Genomic DNA, 23042 nt, shown 5'->3' with positions numbered 1-23042 from the left:
CTGAACGACACTGGGCAAGCGACAGCCCGAAGGCCCACCGCCCGCGCCTGTGGTGCAGCGCATTCGGTTGCGTTACACCAAGCGAGGCCGCCTCCGGTTCACCAGCCACCGCGACTTCCAGCGTGCCTTTGAGCGGGCCCTGCGCCGCGCAGAGGTGCCGATGGCCTACTCGGCCGGCTTCACGCCGCACCCGAGGGTGTCGTACGCCAACGCCGCACCCACCGGCGTGGGCAGTGAGGCGGAGTTCCTGGAGATCGCGCTCAGTGAGGCGCGCGATCCGGAGAAGCTCCGGGCGCTGCTGGACGAGTCGTTGCCGGCCGGCCTGGACGTGACCGACGCGGTGGAGGCCCGGACCTCGGGGCTCGCCGAGCGGTTGCAGGCTTCCGTATGGGAGCTGAGGCTGGAGGGAGTGGAGCCGGCGGAGGCCGAGAAGGCGGCCGCCGCGTTCCTCGCCGCCGATGCCGTCGAGGTCGAGCGGATGACGAAGAACGGTGTCCGCGTGTTTGACGCGCGCGGCGCCGTGATCCGGCTCGAAGTGGTGGATCCGCAGGTCGTCACGGCCGGCGGGGACACAGTCGAACAGGGTGCCGATAGGCCAGTGGCCGGTGCTTGTGCGATACTGCGGCTGGTTGTTCGGCATTTGACACCTGCCGTGCGACCCGACGACGTCCTGTCCGGCCTCCGTGTGACGGCCGACCTCGCGCCGCCGGTCCCCGTAGCGGTGACCAGGCTGGCGCAGGGGCCGCTCGACGAGGAGACCGGCACGGTGACCGATCCGCTCGCGCCTGATCGCGACGCAGTGACGGTGCCGGAGGATTCCGCGTAGGACTGTCGTCGACGTGACGCGCGCGACCAGCGCGCTCACTCAACTGACGAGACTTTCGTCGGCCCGTCAGGGCGGCGCCGACGAGCTACACGACAGCTCCCGTGTGGCGCTTGCGCCCGGGAGCACGACGGGAGATATGCCCGCATGCTCGAACTGAACGAGCCCAACGAGGCGCCGCAGAACGGCACCACCGACAGCGAACCGACGGCTGCCCCGCGCCGCCGTCGCCGCGCGGCCTCACGGCCGGCCGGTCCGCCGGCCGCGACCGCGGCCGCGCCCGAGGAGAGCGGCGCCGCCGCTCCGGCCATACCGGCCACCCCGGAGCCCGTAGCGGCGGCCGCGGAGTCCGTGGAGCCGCCGAAGCGCCGCCGTGCCACCCGTAAGGCCGCGGCTCCGGCCGAGGCCGCGCCGGAAGCGGCGGCGGCCGCCCCGGCACCCTCCGCCGAGCCTGCCGAGCCTGCCGAGCCTGCCGAGCCTGCCGAGCCTGCCGCGCAGGCCGCCGAGGCCCCCGCCGCGCCCAAGCGGCGTCGTGCCACCCGCAAGGCCGCGGCGCCCGCTCCCGCCGCCGCCACGCCCGAGGTCCCGGAGGCCGCTGCCGCTGCCGCCGACGCACCCGCGAAGGCGTTGCAGGAGCCGCGGGCGGAGTCCGCGCCCGCGCCGGCCAAGAAGACCGCCCCGGCCAAGCGCAGCCGGAAGCGGGCGGCCGCCCCGACCGCGTCCTTCCTGTCCGAGGACGCCGGCTCGCGGCGCCTGAAGCCCGGCGCGCTGGCCCCCAAGGACGACGAGCCCGCGGCTCCCGCCGCGGCCCCGGCCGCCGCTGCCGCCCCGGCCGAGGAGCCGGCTCCGGCTGCCGCTGCCGCGCCCGCCGCCGCTCCCGTCGCGGCTCCCGCGAGGCGCACCCGTAAGCGGGCCGCTGCCGCAGTGGAGCCGGTGACGTACCCGGCGAAGGCGGTGCGTGACGGTGACGGCTGGGCCGTCGAGGTGGAGAACGCGTTCGAGATCCGTGGCTACGGCGCCACGGTCGAGGAGGCGCGGGCGAAGGCCGTGGAGGCCGTCGCCGAGGCCTTCGGCGTGCCCGCCGCGTCGGTGACCGTCGAGGTCGCCGCGAGCGAAGAGGCCCCCCGGGCCGCACAGCCGGCACAGGCCCCGCAGCCGGCACAGGCCGCGCAGCCCGAGCCGGCCGTGGCGGAGGAGGCTGCGGCGCCTTCCGGCCGTGGCCGCCGCCGGGTCGTACGGCCGCCGGTGGCGGTCTTCCAGCCGCCGGTGTTCCAGGCCCCTGAGGCCCCGGCCGCAGTCGTGGCCCCGCCCGCCCCCGCCGCGGTGGAGGCCGAGGAGCGCGAGGAGCCCGAGGCCCGCGAGGACGAGGAGTTCGAGACCGGTGGCCCGCGTCGCCGCCGCAGGCGCCGTGGCGCGTCGGCCCCGGCGGGCCCGGCCCCGGTGACCGAGGCCGTGACCGAGACCGTGCCCGACGCGGTGGAGGCCGCCGACGAGTCGGCGGAGGCCGAGGGCGACCACGAGCACGACCACGAGCAGCACGACGACGATGACCGCCCGTCCCGTCGCCGTCGCCGTGGTGGCCGTCGCCGCCGCCGTGGCGAGGCCCCGGAGGGTGACGAGCTGGAGGCCTCCGAGGACGAGGACGCCGAGGCGTCCGAGGACGCCGGCGAGGAGCACGACGAGTCCGAGGACGACGGCGCCGACGCCGAGCACGGCTCGGCGAGCAGCCGCCGTCGCCGTCGCCGTCGCCGCCGCAGCGGCGAGGGCCCCGCCGAGGACGGCACCGGCGTCGACGACCCGGAGCGTACGGTCGTCAAGGTGCGCGAGCCGCGCCCCAAGGCCGAGCCGGGCACCGGCTTCGACGAGGTGACGTCCATCAAGGGCTCCACCCGCATGGAGGCCAAGAAGCAGCGCCGCCGCGAGGGCCGCGAGCAGGGCCGCCGCCGGGTGCCGATCATCACCGAGGCCGAGTTCCTGGCCCGCCGTGAGGCCGTCGACCGGGTGATGGTGGTCCGCGAGAACGGCGACCGCACCCAGATCGGCGTGCTGGAGGACAACGTCCTCGTCGAGCACTACGTCAACAAGGAGCAGGCCAGCAGCTACGTCGGCAACGTCTACCTGGGCAAGGTCCAGAACGTGCTGCCGTCCATGGAGGCCGCCTTCGTCGACATCGGCAAGGGCCGCAACGCGGTCCTGTACGCCGGTGAGGTCAACTTCGAGGCGCTCGGCATGGGCCACGGCCCGCGCCGGATCGAGTCCGCGCTGAAGTCCGGCCAGCCGGTCCTGGTGCAGGTCACCAAGGACCCGATCGGCCACAAGGGCGCCCGGCTCACCAGCCAGGTCTCGCTGCCCGGCCGCTACCTGGTCTACGTGCCCGAGGGCTCGATGACCGGCATCAGCCGCAAGCTGCCCGACACCGAGCGGGCCCGGCTGAAGACCATCCTCAAGAAGATCGTTCCCGAGGACGCCGGCGTCATCGTGCGCACGGCCGCCGAGGGCGCGAGCGAGGACGAGCTGGCCCGTGATGTCGAGCGGCTGCAGGCGCAGTGGGAGGACATCCAGAAGAAGGCCAAGACCGGCAACGCCCCGGCGCTGCTGTACGGCGAGCCGGACATGACCGTCCGGGTCGTCCGCGACATCTTCAACGAGGACTTCGGCAAGGTCATCGTCAGCGGCGAGACCGCGTGGAACACCATCCACGGATATGTCTCGCACGTCGCGCCCGACCTGACCGACCGTCTCCAGCGCTGGACGTCGGAGGTCGACGTCTTCGCCACGTACCGGATCGACGAGCAGCTGCTCAAGGCGCTGGACCGCAAGGTCTGGCTGCCCAGCGGCGGTTCGCTGGTGATCGACAAGACCGAGGCGATGATCGTCGTCGACGTCAACACCGGCAAGTTCACCGGCCAGGGTGGAAACCTGGAGGAGACCGTCACCAGGAACAACCTGGAGGCGGCCGAGGAGATCGTGCGCCAGCTGCGGCTGCGCGACCTGGGCGGCATCGTCGTCATCGACTTCATCGACATGGTCCTGGAGTCCAACCGGGATCTCGTCATGCGGCGACTGCTGGAGTGCCTGGGCCGGGACCGTACGAAGCACCAGGTGGCCGAGGTCACCTCGCTGGGCCTGGTCCAGATGACCCGCAAGCGGGTCGGCCAGGGGCTGCTGGAGTCGTTCTCCGAGACCTGCGTGCACTGCAACGGGCGCGGCGTCATCGTCCACATGGACCAGGCGACGGTCATCGGCGGTGGCGGTAAGCGCAAGCGGCGCGGACGCGGCACCGAGGCGGAGTCCGAGGCTCTGGAGGCACTGGAGCCCCTGGAGCCCCTGGACGCCGACGAGGCCGACGAGATCCCCGAGCTGGAGCCGGCCGCGGTCACCGAGGCGGAGCTGGTGCCCACCGTCGGCGGCGACGAGGAGTGGTTCGGCAGCCCGGCCGAGGCCGAGGCGGCCGCGTCCCGCGGCCGCACCCGCCGGCGCGCCTCGCGGCGGGCCACCGCACCGGTGAGCTCGCCCGAGCCGGCGGCCGAGGCCGCTGCCGAGATCGTCATCGCCGAGCCGGAGCCCGTGGCCGTCGCGGTGCCCGAGCCGGTCGCCGACGCCGTGGCCGAGCCGGTCGCGGAGCCGGCGCCCGCGCCCCGTGCGCGCCGCCGTGCCACCCGCAAGGTGACCACTCCGGCCGGCGCGCCTGCCGCCGCCGAGGCGGAGGTCGTCGTGGTCCCCGCGCCGGCCGCCGAGCCCGCCGCCGTGGCGGAGCCCGAGCCCGAGGCGGCGCCCGCCCCCGAGCCCAGCCCGGCCCCCGTACGGCGCCGTGCCACCCGTAAGGCCACCGCACCTGCGGGCGCCCCCACGGGTGCCGAGGCCGGGGTCGTGGTGGTCCCGGCCGCCGAGGCCGAGGCCGCCGCCGAGACGGTCGCGGACGCGGTCGCGGACGCGCAGACGGTCGCGGAGCCCGAGCCCGAGCCCGAGGTCGTCGCGGAGCCCAAGAAGCGGGCCCCGCGCAAGGCCGCCGCCAAGAAGGCCCCGGCGAAGAAGGCCGCCGCGAAGAAGACGGTGGCCAAGAAGACCACCGCCAAGAAGACGACGGCCAAGAAGACGGCCACCGCCGAGCAGAGCCCCGCGCCGGGGGTCTCGGCCGAGGCCTGAGTCACACCGCTCCGCACCCCGGGGGCCGGTCACCGCCTGGTGACCGGCCCCCGGGCGTGCCGGGGCACCCCCGGGACAGGTCGCGGACCGGCCCGGGTCCGGCCCGGTTTGACCCGGGCCGGAGGGGACCCGTAAGCTTGACCTTCGGCGTTTCTGCGCCCACTCCTGAGCAAATCCCTCCCGGCTTCGGGCCGGGAGAGGCCCCCCGTGCACCCTGTGGGACGGCTGGCATCAGGGGTACCGAATCGAGCTAGAGAGTGAGTTCCGCGTGTACGCAATCGTGCGCAGCGGCGGTCGCCAGCACAAGGTGGCCGTCGGCGATGTCGTCGAGGTTGACAAGATTCCCACCGGCAAGGTGGGCGACGCGGTCGAGCTCTCGACCTTGCTCGTTGTCGACGGCGAAGCGGTCACCAGCGACCCGTGGGTCCTGGCCGGGATCAAGGTCGAGGCCGAGATCGTGGACCACCACAAGGGCCAGAAGATCGACATCCTTCGGTACAAGAACAAGACCGGCTACCGCCGTCGTCAGGGTCACCGTCAGCAGTACACGGCGATCAAGATCACCGGTATCCCCACGGCTGCGAAGTAAGGGACTGAGGAGAGATGGCACACAAGAAGGGCGCATCGTCCACCCGGAACGGTCGCGACTCCAACGCCCAGTTTCTCGGCGTGAAGCGTTTCGGCGGCCAGGTCGTCAACGCCGGTGAAATCATCGTCCGCCAGCGCGGCACCCACTTCCACCCCGGCGCCAGCGTCGGCCGTGGCAAGGACGACACGCTGTTCGCCCTGGCCGCCGGCGCGGTCCAGTTCGGCACCAGCCGTGGTCGCAGGGTCGTGAACATCGTTCCGGTCGCTGAGTAAGCAATTACCTCAGCCACTGCGACGTAACGCACGTACCGAGGGCGGACCCTGTTTCTCCGTTTGGGGAAGCAGGTCCGCCCTCGGCGCGTTAGCAAGAGAACAATCCCGTATGTATCTGGAGGAACCCCTGCCATGACCACCTTCGTGGACCGCGTCGAACTGCACGTCGGCGCGGGTAACGGGGGCCACGGCTGCGCCTCCGTTCACCGGGAGAAGTTCAAGCCGCTCGGCGGCCCGGACGGCGGCAACGGCGGCCGTGGCGGCGATGTGATCCTGGTCGTCGACCAGGAGGTCACCACGCTGCTCGACTACCACCACAGCCCGCACCGCAAGGCCACCAACGGCAAGCCCGGCGAGGGCGGCAACCGCTCCGGCAAGGACGGTACGGACCTGATCCTGCCTGTCCCGGACGGCACCGTCGTACTGGACGCCGACGGCACCGTACTGGCCGACCTGGTCGGCCAGGGCACCACCTTCATCGCCGGCCAGGGCGGCCGCGGCGGCCTGGGCAACGCGGCGCTGTCCTCCGCCCGCCGCAAGGCCCCCGGCTTCGCGCTGCTCGGCGTGCCCGGTGAGGCCCGCGACATCGTCCTGGAGCTCAAGACCGTCGCCGACGTGGCGCTGGTCGGGTACCCCAGCGCCGGCAAGTCCTCGCTGATCTCGGTGCTGTCGGCCGCGAAGCCGAAGATCGCGGACTACCCCTTCACCACCCTGGTCCCCAACCTGGGCGTGGTCACCGCCGGCGGCACCGTCTACACCATCGCCGACGTCCCCGGCCTCATCCCGGGCGCCAGCCAGGGCAAGGGCCTCGGCCTGGAGTTCCTGCGGCACGTCGAGCGCTGCGAGGTGCTCGTCCACGTCCTGGACACCGCCACCCTGGAGTCCGACCGCGACCCGGTGACCGACCTCGACGTCATCGAGGCCGAACTGCGCGCCTACGGCGGCGGGTTGGAGAAGCGGCCGCGGATCGTCGTCCTGAACAAGGTCGACATCCCCGACGGCCAGGACCTCGCCGACATCATCCGCCCCGAGCTGGAGGGCCGCGGCTACCAGGTCTTCGAGGTCTCCGCCGTCTCCCACCACGGCCTCAAGGAGCTCTCCTTCGCCCTCGCCAAGGTCGTCGCCGACGCGCGCGCGGCCAAGCCGGTCGAGGAGGCCACCCGCATCGTCATCCGGCCCAAGGCCGTCGACGACGCCGGCTTCACCATCACCGAGGAGGACGGCGTCTTCCGCGTCAGCGGCGAGAAGCCCGAACGCTGGGTCCGCCAGACCGACTTCTCCAACGACGAGGCCGTCGGCTACCTCGCCGACCGCCTCAACCGCCTCGGTGTCGAGGAGCGCCTCGCCAAGGCCGGCGCCAAGGCCGGCGACCCCGTCGCCATCGGCCCCGGCGAGAACGCCGTCGTCTTCGACTGGGAGCCCACCCTCGCCGCCGGCGCCGAGATGCTCGGCCGCCGCGGCGAGGACCACCGGTTCGACGAGCCGCGGCCCGCCGCGCAGCGCCGCCGTGACCGTGACGCCGAGCGGACCGATCCGTCGGAGGAGTACCGCGACTTCGACCCGTTCGCGGGCTGATTGCTCGACCCGTCCGGCGATCGAGGACGTAACGGCCGCCGGACGGAACCGGTGAAGCTACGCGGTCACCGCACCGGCGGTCCGGCTAGGCAAGCGCCTTCTTGTAGAAGAGGTTGGCGCGCCGGTCGCCCGCCCACTCGGAGGCGAAGCCCAAGTACAGCCGGACTTCGCCTCCGCTGGTGCGGTGGATCGCCAGGCCCTCCGGCTCGCGGTAGTTGAGCGTGGAGCCGGCCTTGCTGAGGACCGGCCCCTGCTTGATCTTGCCCGTGTTGAGGTTGACGCTGGTCAGATAGGTGTTGCCCGGCGACGAGTTGTGGCGCGAGTACGCGTTTCCTGTCAGGTAGTACAGATACTGGCCGTAGGCCGTGTAGCCCTGCGGGGTACCGGAGATGCCCGGCTGCGCGAACTTCACGAGCGGGCTGCTGAAGTCGCCGTCCGTGGCCTTGGCCAGGCTGTGGACGGCGATGTGCTTTCCGCTTCCGCTGACGTTGTAGCGGACGATCAGCCGCTTGTTCACCGGGTCGATGGCCGGCGTGTGCTCGTTGGCGCCGGAGACCGGCGTGAACTTCCTCAGCGACGACGAGGTGTTCGAGAGCGTGCTGCCGCTGACGAACTTGAAGCGCGCCAGCCGCTTGCCGTAACCCCCGGAGTTCGCGTCGACCTCGGTCCACAGGTATGTGGCGCTGCCCGACGGCTGCGCGGCGATCGACACCCCGTGGCCGAAGCCCTTCAGATACATGTGGCCGTGCTGCGCGCCGGTGAGGCTGAGCCGGGTGACACACAGGTCGCCGGACGTGTCGGAGGTGCCGTCGCGCAACTGCGAGACGAAGAGCCAGCCGTTGGTGTCGTCGAAGGCGAAGCCCTGCATGACGGTGGCGTTGTAGAGCTTCTTGCCCCGGAACTGGTCGTACGCGGGCTTCGTCAGGTCGAAGCGTCCGGACGTCGGCACGGATGCGGATGCGACCCCCGCGCCGTATCCGGTACCGAGCGCCGCCAGGCCGAGGCCGCCGGCGGTGCGCAGGAGTGCCCTGCGACTGTGTTCTGACATGGAACGTACCTCCCTGGGATTGTCGCAACATCCTAGGGAGGCGGCCTGTTGAGTACTCAGACCAGCTTGTCCTTGTAGTAGAAGCTGGCCTTCTTGTTGGTGTCGGTGTCCGACGCCTCGGAGGCGAAGCCCATGACGAGGCGGGTCTTGGTGGTGTCGCCGGTGTCGGGGATCTGGACGGCGAGGCCTTCCGGTTCCCGGAAGCGCAGGCTGGTGCCCGCCTGCGTGAGTTCACGCTGGTTGGTGGTGCCGGTGTTCCAGTCGACGGACGTCACATAGGTGTTGCCGGGTGACGGGTTGCTGGTCGAGTACGCGGTGCCGTCGATCAGGTAGAGGTACTGGCCGAGGCTGGTGAAGCCCTGGAAGGTGCCGAGCGTGGTCGGCTGGGTGATGGTGGCGAGAGCGGTGAAGGTGCCGGCCTTGAAGGTGGCCAGGTCGTACAGGCCGTACTTGAAGGTGCTTCCGGTGCTGCCGGGCCGGTACCGCACGGCCAGCCGGCTGTTGACGGGGTCGACGGCGATGGTGGTGCGGTCCGCGCCGGAGACGGGGGCGTACTTGGTGACCTTGGACGAGTCCGGGGTGAGCACCGTGCCGTTGGCGAACTTGAAGCGGGCGATCTTGCTGCCCCAGCCGATGTAATTGCCGGTGCTGGAGTCCAGCGCCTGTACGGAGTCGGTCTCGGTCCACAAGTAGGCACTGTTTCCCGAGGGTTCGGCGGCTATCGAGACGCCGTGGCCGAAGCCCTTGAGATACATGCGGCCGATGACGGCCCCGGTGAGGTCCAGACGGGTGACACACAGGTCGCCGTTGGCCTCGCGTTCGGTGCCGGTGTAGGTCTGCGTCTCGCCCGGGAGTCGGCGTCCGGCCTGGACCAGACCGACGACGTACAGGTGCTTGTTGGTGTTGTCGAACGAGAACGACTGCAGTACGCGGGTCTCCTGGAGCCAGATCTCCCGGAACAACTCGTCCGACGCGTCGGTGAGATCGAAGCGCGTGGAGGTGCTGACGGCGCTCGCCGTACCCCCGGACAGCGCGACGGCGGCCGAGCCGAGCGCGGTCACCCCGAGTGCGCCACCCGCCCATCTGATCAGTTGCCGGCGGTTGAACGCCGAAGCCGTGTCCTTCACGAAGCCCCCACCCCTCTGTCTCAATGCGTGGGGATTGAATCATCTGAGGTTCCTGTCGCGCCAGCCCCGTTGTTGCCGCGAGTGCGCTGGTCAGAGGGGCGTGCGACGCGGTTTGTGACGGGCGTCACGGGCGGGCTGCGGGGTGACTGATGATCATGTGCGCCGAGTCGTCCGATTTGTTGATCTACCAGGAAAGTTAAAGGCGGGGTTAATGTCTGCCGTCGTCGGCGTGATCTGTGCCGGCGTTTTGCGTGGGGTGTGGGGGTCGTGTGATGTTGTCGCGTTCGAGACGTCTGGCAGTGGCTGTGCCCAGTCTGCTGATGGTCGCCGCGTTGTCGGGGGTGCCGGCCGCTGTCGCGGCGCCGCTGGCGGCAGGGGCGAAGAAGACAACGAACGTGCCGGCCCAGGACGCGGGTTCGGTGCCGAAGGACCGCGCGGAGTCGACGTCGACGAAGCCGATTACTCCGAGGTGGCCGAAGAGGGCGGCGGCGCGGGTTGATCTGGCGGGGTTGAAGTCGGGTGAGGCGGTCGCTGTGGCGCCGTCGGGCGGGGATGCCAAGTCGGCGGTGGTGACGGTTGCCCCGGCGCCGAAGGACAGCATTCTGAAGAAGTCGTCCAGGTCGCTGACGGGCTTGAACGGTAGGTCCGGTGCGGTGGCGGTGCCTGCTCCCGCCACGGTGGATGTGAAGGTTCTGGACCGTAAGGCGATCTCCCCGGCGGGTGGTGTGGGGATCGGGGTTCAGCTCACCCGTGCCGACGGCACCTCGGACACCGGTCCGGTGCAGGTCAGCCTGGACTACTCCGGTTTCAAGTACGCGTACGGTGCGGATTTCGCGTCGCGGTTGCGGTTGGTGAAGTTCCCGGCGTGTGCGTTGACCACGCCGGATGCGCGGGGGTGTTCGGCGGAGCCGGTGTTCGTGAAGGCGGACAACGACACGAAGTTCGGCACGTTGACGGCCACGGTCCAGGCTGACGGTGACCCGTCGGGTGTCCCGGCCGACCAGTTGGACCTGGGCTCCGCCGCCGACGCCGACGATGCGTCGATGTCGCTGGCGGCCACCTCCGACTCGGGCACGGTGTACGCGCTCGCGTCCACGTCCTCGTCGGACAAGGGTGACTATCGGGCGTCGACCCTGAGCCCTGCCGGGTCGTGGAACGTCTCCGTCGGCTCGGGTGCCTTCACCTACGATCTGCCGATCCAGGTGCCGAAAGCTCCGACGGGTACGACGCCGAGTCTGTCGCTGTCGTACAACTCGCAGTCGGTGGACGGTCTGACGTCCGCGTCGAACACGCAGGCGTCGTGGGCGGGTATGGGCTGGGATCTGAACGTCGGTTATGTGGAGCGGCGTTACCGTGCCTGTGCGAAGGACGGCATCGCCAATGTCGGTGATCTGTGCTGGGACTCGCCGAACAGTGCCAAGGAGATCGACGGCGCGGTCTATGTCATCAACCTCAACGGTGTCACGTCCCAGCTGGTGCAGGACGACACCGGTACCGGCGCGTATCACGTGCAGGATGACCCGGGCTGGCGGGTGCAGCACCTGACCGGTGGGCATGGCGCGGACGACGAGTACTGGGTGGTCTCTTCCCAGGACGGGATGCGGTACTACTTCGGCTGGGGCCGCAGCGAGCGCACCGGCACCGCCACGAACTCCGTGCTGACCGTCCCTGTGGTCGGCAATGATGCCGGTGAGCCCTGCTACAGCGGCGGTATCGGGATCTGTGACCAGGCGTGGCGTTGGGGTCTGGACCGGGTGGTCGACCCGAACGAGGTGGAGAACGCCTACTTCTACGACAAGCAGGAGAACCACTACCGCTCGGTCGTCCTGACCGACAAGGCCCGCGCCTACGACGCGGCCTCCTATCTGGTGCGGATCGAGTACGGCTGGGCCTCCGACATCGCCGGCGCGCAGCTGCCCGCGAAGGTCGAGCTGACGCACGTCGGCCGCTGTGTGGAGCGGATGGCGGACATGGATCCGCTGGGAAGTGAGCCGGCGGCGTGCCCGGGTCTGTCGGGCAACCCCGACTCGTATCCCGACGTCCCCACCGACCTGATCTGTGACGGGACGGCGGCCGACGACTCGTGCAAGTCCATTACCGGTGAGACGTATTCGCCGACGTTCTTCTCCACGGACATGCTGTGGGACATCAAGACCTTCGTCCGGGACACCGACTCCTCGGCCTGGGACCCGGCGATGCAGTACCAGATGAAGTACGGGCTGCCGAACCCGGACGGCACGATCGGCGAGACGCTGTGGCTGGACTACGTGCAGCGCAAGGGTTATGGCGACGGCGACGACATCACGCTGCCGACCATCAACTTCAACGGTGAGTGGAAGGACAACCAGGTCGGCTCCAGCCTGCTGAACTTCCGCCGGGTCAACCAGGTCCACGGCGACCTGGGATCCTTCACCAACGTCACCTACGCGCAGCCTGACGCCTGCGACATCGACGACCTGCCCTCGGAGTCCAACAACACCGAGGACTGCTTCAAACAGAAGTGGACCCCGGAAGGCGAGACCGACGCCCGCACCGGCTGGTTCAAGAAGTACGTGGTGACCAAGGTCGAATCCGACCCGGGCGTGGGCACAGGTGCCAGCCATGATGGCGACCCGGTGATGACGACCACGTACGAGTACAACGGCAAGCCGGCCTGGGCGTTCCCGAACGATCCGATGATCCCGGATGACGACGAGTCGTGGACGGACTGGCGCGGCTACCAGCAGGTGGAGGTCTTCACCGGCACCAAGGACAACTCCGCCTCCACCTACTACTGGCTGTACCGGGGCATGGACGGCGACCGCACGTCGAAGTCGGACTCGTCCGCGACCCGCAGCGTGACCGTGTCCGACGGTGACGACTCCACCGCCGATGTCACCGACAGCGCGTGGCTGAATGGCAAGTCGCTGGAGGAGTCCACGCGTGATGGTTCCGGGCAGTCGCACCAGCGGGTGTGGCACACGTACTGGGTCCATGACACCGCTGTGTACGACGGTCTGCCCGACGCGCGTTTCGTGCGCGACGCGAAGACCACGACCGACGAGCTGACCTCGGCCGGCTGGCGTGAGCATGTCGTCAACGACGAGTACGACGACACCGACGCCGTCAGCACCACCTACGGCCTGCCCCTGCGCACCAACGACTGGGGCCTGGTCGACACCGACGACAACCGCTGCACCACCTACGGCCGCGCCTACAACACCGCCAACTTCCCCAGCTCCGACGTCAAACGCTGGATGGTCCTGGTCGACGAGAACCGGCACTACGCCGCCGACTGCGCCGCCCGAGCCTCGGCCAACCTGGACAGCTACACGGTGACGCTCTACGACGGCGCCACCACGGTGGCCGCCGACGAGCCCTCCGACGGCAACGCCACCACGGTGCGGACATACACCGACGCGTCGAACTACCGTGATGTGACCAGCACGTACGACGGTGGCGGTCGGATCACCTCCTCGACCGACGGCATCGGCAGCGCCAGCACCAGCAGCACGGTCAAGGCCAGTCACACCACCACGACCACCTACACTCCCGCCACGTCCTGGCCCACCGACGGCGTGAAGGTCACCACCCCGGACCCCGACGGAACCGGCTCGGCCACCGCGACGAGCACCACCACCTGGTACTCCCGGCTGTGGGGCAGCGCCTACAAGGTCCTGGACGCCAACAGCAAGTACACCCGGGTCGACTACGACTCGGTCGGCCGCACCTGGAAGGTGTGGAAGCCGACCGAGGTCAGCGGCTGGTCCGACGGCACCACACCGTCGATCAGATTCACCTATGACATCCCGGTGCAGGACAACTCCGAAGGTGTCCCGGACCTGGTCGCCGACAACCCGGCCAAGACCCTCACCGAGACCCTCCAGTCCGGGACGACGTACACCAAGTCCTACACGTACATCGACGGGCTGGGCCATGCCCGCGAGACCCAGGCTCCCGCTACCGGCGGCACCGGCCGGACCGTGGTGTCCACCCGGTACGACACCTCCGGCAACGTCACCGGCACCTCGGCCGCGTTCTACAACTCCGGCACCGCCGGCTCCGGCATGGTCCTGCCCACCGTGGACAGCCTGCCGTCCTACACCGATCTGCTGATCGACTACGCGGGCCGCACCACCCAGTCCCGGATCCTGGCCAAGGGCGATGTCCAGCTCCAGGGCCAGACCATCACCAATTACCACGGCGACTACACCACCACCGTCCCGGCGGTCGGCGAACGCACCAACACCTACACCGACGTCTTCGGCCAGACCTCCAGGGTCGTGGAGTTCGGCCCCTCGACGTACAGCACCACGTACGACTACACGCGCAGCGGCGAACTCGCGCAGATCACCGACTCCAAGGGCAACATCACCACCTATACCTACAACTGGCTCGGCGAACGGGTCTCCGCCGTCGACCCGGACTCGGGTACGTCCTCGACGACGTATGACAAGAACGGCGGCACCGCTACCACCACAGACGCGAAGAACGAGACGCTGACCTACGCGTACGACAACTTGGGTCGTCCCCTGACCGTCAGCAACGGCAGCACGGTTCTGACCTCGCGTACCTATGACACCGCTTCAGGCGGCCTCGGCCAGCTTGCGTCGGCGACGACCTACTCCGGTGGTTACGCCTACACCACCGCCGTCAACGGTTACGACGCGGACGGCCGCGCGACCGGCACCACCGTCACTGTCCCCACTGACGGCAACGGTCTGAACGGCTCCTACTCGGTCAGTTACGGTTACGACGCCGCCGATCACCGGACCAGCGTCACCTACCCGATGACCGCGGGCCTGCCCGCCGAGACCGTGACCACGACCTACGACGCCTACGGCCTGCCGGACAAGGTGACCAGCTCGCTCGGTGCCACGTATGTCGCCGCCACCGACTTCGACACCGTGGGCCGCCTCACCGGGCGGACCTACGGCACCGCGGCCACCACCACGACGACGGCAGCCCGCAACTACACCTACGACGACGCCACCAACTGGCTCACCAACATCACCACGGCCACCAGCGCCAAGGGCACCGTCCAGAACGACGCCTACACCCGCGACGCCGCCGGTCAGGCGACGGACATCAAGGACACCCTCACCGGCCAGAGCGAGTGCTTCACCTACGACGAGCTCAACCGCCTCTCCCGTGCCTGGACCACCGAGGCGTCCGGCGGCTGCGCCGGGCCCTTCACGCCCGACCTGACCGCGAGCAGCAGCCTGGCCCCCTACCAGCTGGACTACACCTACGACGGCATCGGCAACCTCCAGAAGGTCACCAGCACCACCAGTACCGGCAGCACCGCCCGCGACTACGTCTACCCCGGCTACTCCGCCGACCAGTCGACCTACACCGCCGGCGCCGCCCAGCCGCACGGCGTCACCAGCATCAAGACCAGCACAGGCACCGAGACCTATGGGTACGACGCCGACGGCCAGATGAAGACGAAGACCGTCGGCAGCACCACCACCGGCTATATCTGGAACACCCTCCACCAGCTCACGAAGGTCGCAGGTACGACCAGCACCTCGTACGTCTACGACGCCGACGGCGCCCTGATGCAGCGTGTCGCTCCTACGGAGACCGTCCTCTACCTGGGCGGTCAGGAGATCCACAAGACCAGCTCCGCCACCGTCGGCACCCGCTACTACAGCGACGGAAGCGCAGCTGTCGCCATGCGTGTCGCCGCCGGATCCGGCAACGGCACCCTGTACTGGCTGCTCTCGGACGGGCAGGCATCAACGCAGCTCATGATCGCTGCGACCACCGGAGTCGCCACGCGGCGCCGCTATTACCCCTTTGGCAGCCAGCGCTCCGGTGATCTCACGAGCAGTACGGACCGAGGCTTCGTCGGCAAGACCGAGGATGACTCAACGGGATTGTCGATCCTGGGTGCCCGTGTCTACGATCCCTCGCTCGGCCGTTTCCTGAGCACGGATCCGTTGTCCACGCCCTATCGCCCGCAGAATCTCAGCGCCTACAGCTATTCGCTGAACAATCCGGTTTCCTTCAGCGACCCGAGTGGCCTTCAGTCCATCGAATGCGGGACCGGTGAGGTCAACAACTGCCGCAACGGCATGCCGACCAGCAAGTCGAAGGTCGTTCATCCTTCACAGGGCGTGGTCGCTGCGGTGGCACCGGTCGTCGAGAGCGCGGAACTCAAGGCCATTCTTGACGAGATCTACGCGAAGCCAGGTTCCGTCCCCGAAGTGAAGGACGGCAAGGTTGGCTCCGCGCTGATCAATGAGTTGGAGACCGGGAAGCCGACCAAGAATCTTTATCACGTTGCGGACGCATCCGACCAGCTTATCCGGTTGACAGCTCTGCTCGAAGAGGACCGTAAAGCGGGTAGTACCGTCCTGACCGAGGCGGATCGGCAGGTTGCGCTCCAAGAGGCCGACGAGCTCTGGACGGCGCTGGACACGAAGGACAAGGGCGGCGCGATCACCAAGATATTGAATGAGAACAAAAGCGTTGCGAGCACCGTAAGGGCTGCTGCGACGAGAGCGATCAAGGCTCCCTCGATGGCCACGGTGACGGGAGCCGAGTATGAGATCAAGACATACAATGGGAAGCCGGTCGGCGGTCCACGTCTGGTGAATGAGCCGAAGATTCCCCGCATCCTTGGAGCGGCGGGCAATATCCTTGGCGTGATCGGTATCTTGCTGACCGTGGACGACTGGGTTCATGGGCGGGGGTATTGTGACTGGCCCAACTCCTGCCCCAGTTCGAATGACATAGCGTAGCCGTGCTGTCGGCTGGGTCGGTGCCGCCCTTCGTTCGGGTGGCACCGACCTGTTGTACTGTAGGCAGCGGGAAATGTAGTACCAGTGTCGACGGAGTGGTTGCGTAGTGACGGCTACAGCGGGTGGTGCGGGGCAGACGGATAACGCGTTCGTGCGTCAAGTCCTTTGGGACGTTCTTCCGGAAAGCCGGGAAAAAATCCTCTCCTTGGAGCAGAAGGAGCTGGAGATCTTCGGTCCGGAAAGCGACGGCCAAGCTTCCGAGGTAGGCGCATACACGCTGGCGAGCGTGGCATTTGTGGGCGCGGTTCTGCGTCCCCTGCTCACCGAGGCGCACCCGGATGAAGAAGTGGCTCGGCGGTGCGCCGATGCCATCGAATGCCTGCTGGGTAGTGATCGCCCGGGTGTGCGGGAGATGGTGAGCATTCGAATCACGGATTATCTGCTGGGTTATGTCGAGCCGTGGCTCGTGTTCAAGAAATACGCTGGTCCTTTGCTGCGGAGCGAAGTCGGAGAACGGAAGCAGTACTACACCGGTCCATTCTGAAGAATCGCGCGTCAACGCGGAGTGGCCCCGGAAGGATTTCCTTCCGGGGCCACTCCGCGTTGCTGTGGAAGCCGGCTACACGTCCGCGGTCTCGTCCTCGCTGACCGCCAGCGCGGCGGTCTCCTCGGCCGCGTCAACGGCCTCGCGCTGGCCCGGCAGTTCGATCTCGCCGCGGGCGGCGGCGCGGGCGGCGCGCTGCTCGGCCTCGGCGGCCAGGGACAGGGCGGCGGCGTTGAAGCGGACCAGGGAGGGCGGGTCCGAGGGGCCGAGGAGCTGGACCTTGAGCTCGGCGCGGGCCTCGGCGTAAGCGTCCTTCTCGGGGTGGCGGACGGACTCCAGGAGCGCCGGGACGGTGTCGGCCCGGGGGGAGAGCACGGCCGCGGCGCCGACGGTGGGGAAGCCGGTGCGGAAGTCCGACTCGGACAGCCCGGTGGTGTTGGCGACGGCGTAGGGCTTCTCGCTGCTGAGCCAGTCCGAGACGACGCTGGAGACGTCGCTGATGAGCAGGTCGGAGTTGTTGAAGCAGGAGAACAGCGACGGGCGCGGGGTGATGATGATCTGGTGCTCCCAGGCCGGTACGGAAGCCCAGTAGGCGTCCTCCCAGGCCGTGGTGGCGGCGGCGACCGCGGCGGCGCGCCCGTCGGCGGGGCGGCCCTGGGTGAGCATCTTCTCCATCTCGTCCGCGCTGTCGCGGAACGTGGAGGTGGTGAGCAGGTCCAGCTCCCGCGTGCGGCGGGCGAGTTCGGCGACCGCCTCGGCGCCGGGGCGCGAGCCGCCGCGCAGACGGCCGGCCTCGGCGATCATCGCCTGGATACGGATGTTGGCGGCGCCCGCGCGGGGGTCGACGGAACCGGTCATCGGGTGGGGCTTGTAGAGGAGGCGTACGCCGGGGTCGGCCAGCAGCTCCCGCACGATGTTCTCACCCGCGAGGATGACCGAGGTGTTGCCGGGCTGGCCGTCCCAGCCCTCCCAGGTCGGCGCGTAGAGCACGGTGGTGAACTCGCCGGCGGGCGGGCCGGCGTAAGGGGTTATCGGGGCGAGCTGGGGGCGGCCGACCTCGACGACGTCCTTGTCCTCGACGCCGATGTCGGCGAGCTGGTAGCGGTCGCGGGCGGCGGGGCCGGCCACCCAGACCTCGTCGTAGGCCTTGGCGTACGGGTTGCAGCTGGAGAGCTTGTCGCTCTCGCCGTGGTTGGTGAAGGCGTGCTTGATGGACGGGATGCGCAGGATCTGCGAGGTCTTGCCGGAGTTGGCCGGGTGCAGCAGTACCTTGAGCGTGGAGTGCTCCAGCCGCATCAGGTGGGCGACCTTGGGGATGCAGATGATCGGGATGTCGGTGGCCTCGATCTTCTGCACCATGAAGCGCTCACGGAGCACGATGACCGGGTTGCCGTCCAGGTCGGCCAGGGTGGAGAGCCACATGTTGGCCTGGTAGGCCGAGGTGGTGCCGCCGGAGAAGTACATGCCGGCCGTCGGCCGGTAGTCGGCCAGCCAGGCGTCCAGCCAGGCCAGGGTCTGCTCCTCGTCGGCGGGGCGCTTGCGGGGGAGCAGCCAGGTGGCCAGGTAGCCGGTGCCGGCGGTGACCAGGAGCAGCGAGACGGCGAGCCCGGCGGCGCCCCACAGGGCGTCCCGGGTGGCGGCGGTCACCAGCAGACCGGCGGTGCCGGGCACCGAGAAACGCAGCAGGCGGTGGCCGGCGCGGCGGGCCAGGATCCGCGGCGGGGCGGCGGACAGCCGCAGCGCGGAGGCGTCGATGTTGCGGGTGACGACGGGGAGCGTACGGATCCGGCGCACCGCCACCGCGAGGCCCTGGCACAGGAAGTGCGCGAGGTAGAAGCCCAGCAGCAGCGCGACCAGCCAGAAGTGGTGGTCCAGCGGGTTGTCGCCGGTCGCCCGGAGCAGCCCGATGACCAGCAGCATGTCGCGGAGCAACTGCCTTACGGTGACGTCGAGGCGGACCTTGCCGAGGGCCGAGATGAGGCCGGGCTGACGCTGGTGCAGATAGAGGTCGAGCCCGAGGCCCGCCGCGGTGGCGGCGATCAACGTCGGCACGTTCGGCACGAGCGCGCCCAGGAACTGGACGGCGAAGGCCGCCATCAGCGCGGAGAGCGCTGACAGCTGCGCCACGCGACGGGAGGCGAAACCAGCAGAAAGCACGGGCGGGGCTCCTGGCAGGGGGTGTCCGGATGGTGATCGGCAGAGAGATGCCAAGCCTTGAAGGTATGACGATCGCGGCGTTGGTGACAATGACCATTTGTGGTGTTCCTTGTCATATGGAGGGTTTACGGGGGCGCTCGTGGTTCAACCGTGTCCAAAAGATGTCCCGGGAGATCCACAGGGGGATCAGCAACGGGATCCGCTACGGGATCCGCAGCCGGATCCACAGTGGATCCACAGGGGGATCCGCCGCGTCCGCCCACCGATACGCGAAGGCGCCCGCGCGGCCCGTTCGCGTAGATTGCGAGGACCGGCGGCAGGTGGCGGGCGGTGGCAGGGGAGCAGGAGAGGACGCACGTGGCAAGCGCGAGGCAGGACGTCGTTGAGGCCCGCAGGATCGTGGTCAAGGTCGGCTCGTCGTCGCTGACCACGGCGGCCGGGGGACTGGACGCCGACCGGGTCGACGCGCTCGTGGACGTCCTGGCCAAGACCCGTGGGGAGGGCGACCGGTCCGGCAAGGACATCGTCCTGGTCTCCTCCGGTGCCATCGCCGCCGGACTCGCCCCGCTCGGCCTCGACCGGCGCCCCCGCGACCTGGCCCGCCAGCAGGCCGCCGCCAGTGTCGGCCAGGGGCTGCTGGTCGCCCGCTACACCGCTTCCTTCGCCCGCTACGGCGTACGGGTCGGGCAGGTGCTGCTCACCTCCGACGACATCAGCCGCCGCTCGCACTACCGCAACGCGTACCGCACCCTGGACCAGCTGCTGGCGATGGGCGCGCTGCCCGTCGTCAACGAGAACGACACCGTCGCCACGGACGAGATCCGCTTCGGCGACAACGACCGGCTCGCGGCGCTGGTGGCACATCTGGTCCGGGCCGATCTGCTGGTGCTGCTCTCCGACGTCGACGGCCTGTACGACGGCGACCCCAGCAATCCCGGAGCCTCACGCGTCGAGGAGGTCGCGGGCCCCGCGGACCTGGACGGCATCTCCATCGGCAGCGCCGGCAAGGCGGGTGTCGGCACCGGCGGCATGGTCACCAAGGTCGAGGCCGCCCGGATCGCCACCGGGGCCGGCATCCCGGTCGTCCTCACCTCCGCCAGCCGCGCCGCCGACGCCCTCGCCGGACGGCCCACCGGCACCCTGTTCCGCCGCACCGGCAAGCGCTCCGCCGACCGGCTGCTCTGGCTCGCCCACGCCTCCACCCCCAACGGCGCGCTGATCCTGGACGACGGCGCCGTGCAGGCCGTCGTCAAGGGCCGCAAGTCGCTGCTGCCGGCCGGAATCGCGGGCGTGGAGGGGCAGTTCGTGGCCGGCGACCCCGTCGAGCTGCGTGACACGGCGGGCCGCGCCGTCGCCCGCGGGCTGGTCAACTTCGACGCCGCCGAGCTGCCGCGGCTGCTCGGCCGCTCCACGCACGAGCTGGCCCGGGAGCTGGGCCCGGCGTACGAACGTGAGGTCGTGCACCGCGACGACCTCGTACTCCTGCACTCCTGACGGCCCCCATCCGTGGTTACTTGGTGAAAACGGCCCCAAGGCCGCCCGCGGGCTGGTCAACTTTGATGCGGAGTCCGAAACGCTGACAGGGAGGCCACCGGTGAGACGAGGGCGTCCAGGGGCACCGCCCCGGGGGACGGCGGAGCGGACCCTGGTCAGCGTCGACGCAGCCGGATCGGCCGGCTCGGCCGGGTCGGCCGCGGTCATGCGGGAGCAGCAGGGTCAGCAGGTGCCCGGGCCGCGTCTGTGGCATGTCACCCTCAGCGTCTCCGGGGCCGAGGCCCCGCTGCCGGAGATCCGGCGGGCGCTGGAGCGGCTCGCCCACGACCACCCCTTTCTGCTCACCAGCCGGTACGCCGCGGACCACGCCGAGATCCGTTACTGGGAGCAGGCCCGCGACCTGCACGACGCCGCCGCGATAGCCCTGCGCCTGTGGGGCGAGCACCGCTCCACCGCCAACCTCCCGCCCTGGGAGATCGTCGGCCTCGAAGTGATCGACCGCCAGACGTACCACCACCGCATCGCCGAGGGCTACGGTCCCGCCCCGGCCACCCCGGTGGGCGTCCACCCGTTCTGAGACCGGGAGGGGTGCCTCCCGGCCACGGGCGCCCGGGAGGCGCCCAGCCGGTCTCAGCCCGTGAAAGCGGCGCCGGGCCGGCCGCGCGCCGCCGTACTCTGATGGACATGAGCGACAGTCGCCACCCCGAAGAGTCAGCCGCCTCGTTCTCCCTGCCGAACCCGTGGCCGCAGTCCCCGGTGCTGCAGGCCGCGTACCGCGCCCGCTCGGCCGCCACGGACCTGGCCCCGCTGCCCCGGGCCGCCAAGGACGACGCGCTGCTGGCGATCGCGGACGCGCTGGAGGTGCGTACGCGGGAGATCGTCGAGGCCAACGCGCTGGACATCGCACGGGCCCGCGAGGCCGGCACCGGCGAGACCGTCATCGACCGGCTGACGCTCACCCCGGAGCGGGTGCGGGCCATCGCCAACGACGTACGGGACGTGGCGGGCCTGCCGGACCCGGTGGGCGAGGTCGTGCGCGGCTCGACGCTGCCCAACGGACTGGACCTGCGCCAGGTGCGGGTGCCGCTCGGCGTGGTCGGCATCATCTACGAGGCCCGGCCCAACGTCACGGTGGACGCGGCCGCCCTGTGCCTTAAGTCGGGCAACGCGGTGCTGCTGCGCGGCTCCTCCTCCGCCCACCACTCCAACACCGCGCTGGTGACCGTCCTGCGGGACGCCGTCGGCGGGGCGGGCCTGCCGGCGGACGCGGTGCAGCTGGTTCCGGGCGAGAGCCGGGAGTCGGTGCACGAGCTGATGCGCGCCCGGGGCCTGGTGGACGTGCTGATCCCGCGCGGCGGCGCCTCCCTGATCAAGACGGTCGTCGAGCAGTCCACGGTCCCGGTGATCGAGACCGGCACCGGCAACTGCCATGTGTACGTCGACGCGCGGGCCGACCTCGACATGGCGGTCAGCGTGCTGATCAACTCCAAGGCGCAGCGCCCCAGCGTGTGCAACGCGGCCGAGACGCTCCTGGTCCACCAGGACATCGCCGAGGAGTTCCTGCCGCGCGCGCTGGACGCGCTGGCCGAGGCCGGGGTGACGGTGCACGGCGACGAGCGGGTGCTGGAGCTGGCCGAGAAGTCGGGCACCCGGGCGAAGGTCGTGGCGGCCACCGTCGAGGACTGGGAGACCGAGTACCTGTCGTACGACATCGCGGCGGCGGTCGTGGAGTCGCTGGACCGGGCCGTGAGCCACATCCGGCTGTGGTCCTCGGGCCACACGGAGGCCATCGTCACCGACTCGCAGTCCGAGGCCCGCCGGTTCACCCAGTTGGTGGATTCGGCGGCGGTGGCTGTGAACGCCTCGACGCGGTTCACCGACGGCGGGCAGTTCGGCTTCGGCGCGGAGATCGGGATTTCCACCCAGAAGCTGCACGCACGCGGTCCGATGGGGCTGCCGGAGCTGACCTCCACCAAGTTCATCGTCACCGGGGACGGGCACATCCGCGGCTGATTTCACTGCCCAAGCGGAGCCGCTGGCCCTATTCTGGACGGGTGCCGGACGATGTGGGGGCAGACCGTTCATTCCCGGACGGTGACGACCACGGTGGCGCGGACGACGAGTTCGCGTCCGTGGTGTTCGACGAGGCCTTCGTGCGGTCCGCCGTCTTCCACGAGCCCAGCCACAAGGAGCGCATGGCGGCCCGCGCCCGGGTCGGCGGCATCGAGGACGAGCCCACCGGTGGCGACACCCGGGACTCCCTCTACGGCGGCGAAGGCGCGCTGGATCCCGACGACGCCGAGTACGAGGAGCTGTACGCCCAGCGCCGCCCCTACCGGGGCCATGGCCGCTGGCACCGGACGATCGCCTGGCTGCTGGCCGTGCTGATGGGCATCGGCGTGGTCGCACTGACGTTCGCAGCGGTCTACCGGGGCGCCGGTGGTGGCCGCCAGCCGACCATCCAGCCGTCCCCGACGGGCCGGGTGGGAGCCCCGCCCTCGGCCCCGGTGGCCGTCGGCCCCACCCACTGAACCGCCCG

General features: G+C 70.0%; 15 protein-coding genes. 11 read left to right on the top strand and 4 right to left on the bottom strand.

Going from position 1 to position 23042, the window contains the following annotated elements; translation table 11 throughout:
• The first annotated feature begins 52 nt into the window (after nucleotides 1-52).
• From RWE79_RS13905 to obgE, 5 genes are all read left to right on the top strand, one after another.
• Nucleotides 53-826, top strand: a complete 774-nt coding sequence (locus RWE79_RS13905; RefSeq protein WP_475945795.1) for a TIGR03936 family radical SAM-associated protein — start codon at nucleotides 53-55, stop codon at nucleotides 824-826.
• A 144-nt stretch (nucleotides 827-970) separates the two neighbouring features.
• Complete coding sequence (locus RWE79_RS13900; RefSeq protein WP_475940384.1) at nucleotides 971-4969, top strand: Rne/Rng family ribonuclease; 3999 nt, start codon at nucleotides 971-973, stop codon at nucleotides 4967-4969.
• 268 nt (nucleotides 4970-5237) lie between these two features.
• Nucleotides 5238-5558 carry a 50S ribosomal protein L21 gene (gene rplU, locus RWE79_RS13895; protein WP_475940383.1) on the top strand — a complete coding sequence of 107 codons (321 nt, stop codon included), beginning with the start codon at nucleotides 5238-5240 and terminating at the stop codon, nucleotides 5556-5558.
• A gap of 14 nt (nucleotides 5559-5572) precedes the next feature.
• The gene (gene rpmA, locus RWE79_RS13890; RefSeq protein WP_127354698.1) at nucleotides 5573-5830 is read left to right on the top strand and encodes a 50S ribosomal protein L27; all 258 of its coding nucleotides are present in this window, start codon (nucleotides 5573-5575) and stop codon (nucleotides 5828-5830) included.
• A 132-nt stretch (nucleotides 5831-5962) separates the two neighbouring features.
• The gene (gene obgE / locus RWE79_RS13885; RefSeq protein WP_475940382.1) at nucleotides 5963-7405 is read left to right on the top strand and encodes a GTPase ObgE; all 1443 of its coding nucleotides are present in this window, start codon (nucleotides 5963-5965) and stop codon (nucleotides 7403-7405) included.
• Nucleotides 7406-7490: 85 nt separating this feature from the next.
• Here obgE and RWE79_RS13880 read toward each other — a convergent pair whose 3' ends face one another.
• The 3 genes from RWE79_RS13880 to RWE79_RS13870 form a co-directional block, all read right to left on the bottom strand.
• On the bottom strand, nucleotides 7491-8453 hold the full coding sequence (locus RWE79_RS13880) for a phage baseplate protein (RefSeq protein WP_475940381.1): 963 nt from the start codon (nucleotides 8451-8453) through the stop codon (nucleotides 7491-7493).
• A 56-nt stretch (nucleotides 8454-8509) separates the two neighbouring features.
• Nucleotides 8510-9580: a phage baseplate protein gene (locus RWE79_RS13875; RefSeq protein ID WP_475940380.1), complete on the bottom strand. Its 1071-nt coding sequence runs from the start codon at nucleotides 9578-9580 to the stop codon at nucleotides 8510-8512.
• Nucleotides 9581-9788: 208 nt separating this feature from the next.
• A complete protein-coding gene (locus RWE79_RS13870) occupies nucleotides 9789-10256 on the bottom strand; it encodes a hypothetical protein (RefSeq protein WP_475940379.1) in 468 nt (155 codons plus the stop codon).
• Between RWE79_RS13870 and RWE79_RS13865 the strand changes: the two genes are divergently transcribed.
• Both RWE79_RS13865 and RWE79_RS13860 read left to right on the top strand, forming a co-directional pair.
• Complete coding sequence (locus tag RWE79_RS13865; RefSeq protein WP_475940378.1) at nucleotides 10240-16308, top strand: RHS repeat-associated core domain-containing protein; 6069 nt, start codon at nucleotides 10240-10242, stop codon at nucleotides 16306-16308. The two genes, RWE79_RS13870 and RWE79_RS13865, sit on opposite strands and share 17 nt — an antisense overlap.
• Nucleotides 16309-16513: 205 nt before the next feature.
• Nucleotides 16514-16852, top strand: a complete 339-nt coding sequence (locus RWE79_RS13860; protein ID WP_475940377.1) for a hypothetical protein — start codon at nucleotides 16514-16516, stop codon at nucleotides 16850-16852.
• A 75-nt stretch (nucleotides 16853-16927) separates the two neighbouring features.
• On the opposite strand, the gene RWE79_RS13855 is transcribed toward RWE79_RS13860, so the two are convergent.
• A complete protein-coding gene (locus RWE79_RS13855; RefSeq protein WP_475940376.1) occupies nucleotides 16928-19009 on the bottom strand; it encodes a hypothetical protein in 2082 nt (693 codons plus the stop codon).
• A gap of 357 nt (nucleotides 19010-19366) precedes the next feature.
• On the opposite strand from RWE79_RS13855, the gene proB reads away from it, so the two are divergent.
• The 4 genes from proB to RWE79_RS13835 all read left to right on the top strand — a co-directional run bounded on the left by proB (nucleotide 19367) and on the right by RWE79_RS13835 (nucleotide 23034).
• Nucleotides 19367-20503, top strand: a complete 1137-nt coding sequence (gene proB, locus RWE79_RS13850) for a glutamate 5-kinase (RefSeq protein WP_475940375.1) — start codon at nucleotides 19367-19369, stop codon at nucleotides 20501-20503.
• 100 nt (nucleotides 20504-20603) lie between these two features.
• Nucleotides 20604-21080 (top strand): hypothetical protein, encoded by a 477-nt coding sequence (locus RWE79_RS13845; protein ID WP_475940374.1) that lies wholly within the window; start codon nucleotides 20604-20606, stop codon nucleotides 21078-21080.
• A gap of 107 nt (nucleotides 21081-21187) precedes the next feature.
• Nucleotides 21188-22516 (top strand): glutamate-5-semialdehyde dehydrogenase, encoded by a 1329-nt coding sequence (locus RWE79_RS13840; protein WP_475940373.1) that lies wholly within the window; start codon nucleotides 21188-21190, stop codon nucleotides 22514-22516.
• Nucleotides 22517-22557: 41 nt separating this feature from the next.
• Nucleotides 22558-23034, top strand: a complete 477-nt coding sequence (locus RWE79_RS13835; RefSeq protein WP_475940372.1) for an SCO2584 family spore wall biosynthesis protein — start codon at nucleotides 22558-22560, stop codon at nucleotides 23032-23034.
• Nucleotides 23035-23042 lie beyond the last annotated feature (8 nt).

The sequence above is a fragment of the Streptomyces sp. RLA131 genome (assembly GCF_056270125.1).
Note: the sequence above shows the minus strand (reverse complement) of the source record. Positions and strands in the feature narration are given on the sequence as shown.

Excerpts from the sequence above, each read along its gene's own strand:
- RWE79_RS13900 (WP_475940384.1), top strand. The coding sequence starts at position 971 with ATGCTCGAACTGAACGAGCCCAACGAGGCGCCGCAGAACGGCACCACC.
- rpmA (WP_127354698.1), top strand. The coding sequence starts at position 5,573 with ATGGCACACAAGAAGGGCGCATCGTCCACCCGGAACGGTCGCGACTCC.
- obgE (WP_475940382.1), top strand. The coding sequence starts at position 5,963 with ATGACCACCTTCGTGGACCGCGTCGAACTGCACGTCGGCGCGGGTAAC.
- RWE79_RS13880 (WP_475940381.1), bottom strand. The coding sequence starts at position 8,453 with ATGTCAGAACACAGTCGCAGGGCACTCCTGCGCACCGCCGGCGGCCTC.
- RWE79_RS13840 (WP_475940373.1), top strand. The coding sequence starts at position 21,188 with ATGAGCGACAGTCGCCACCCCGAAGAGTCAGCCGCCTCGTTCTCCCTG.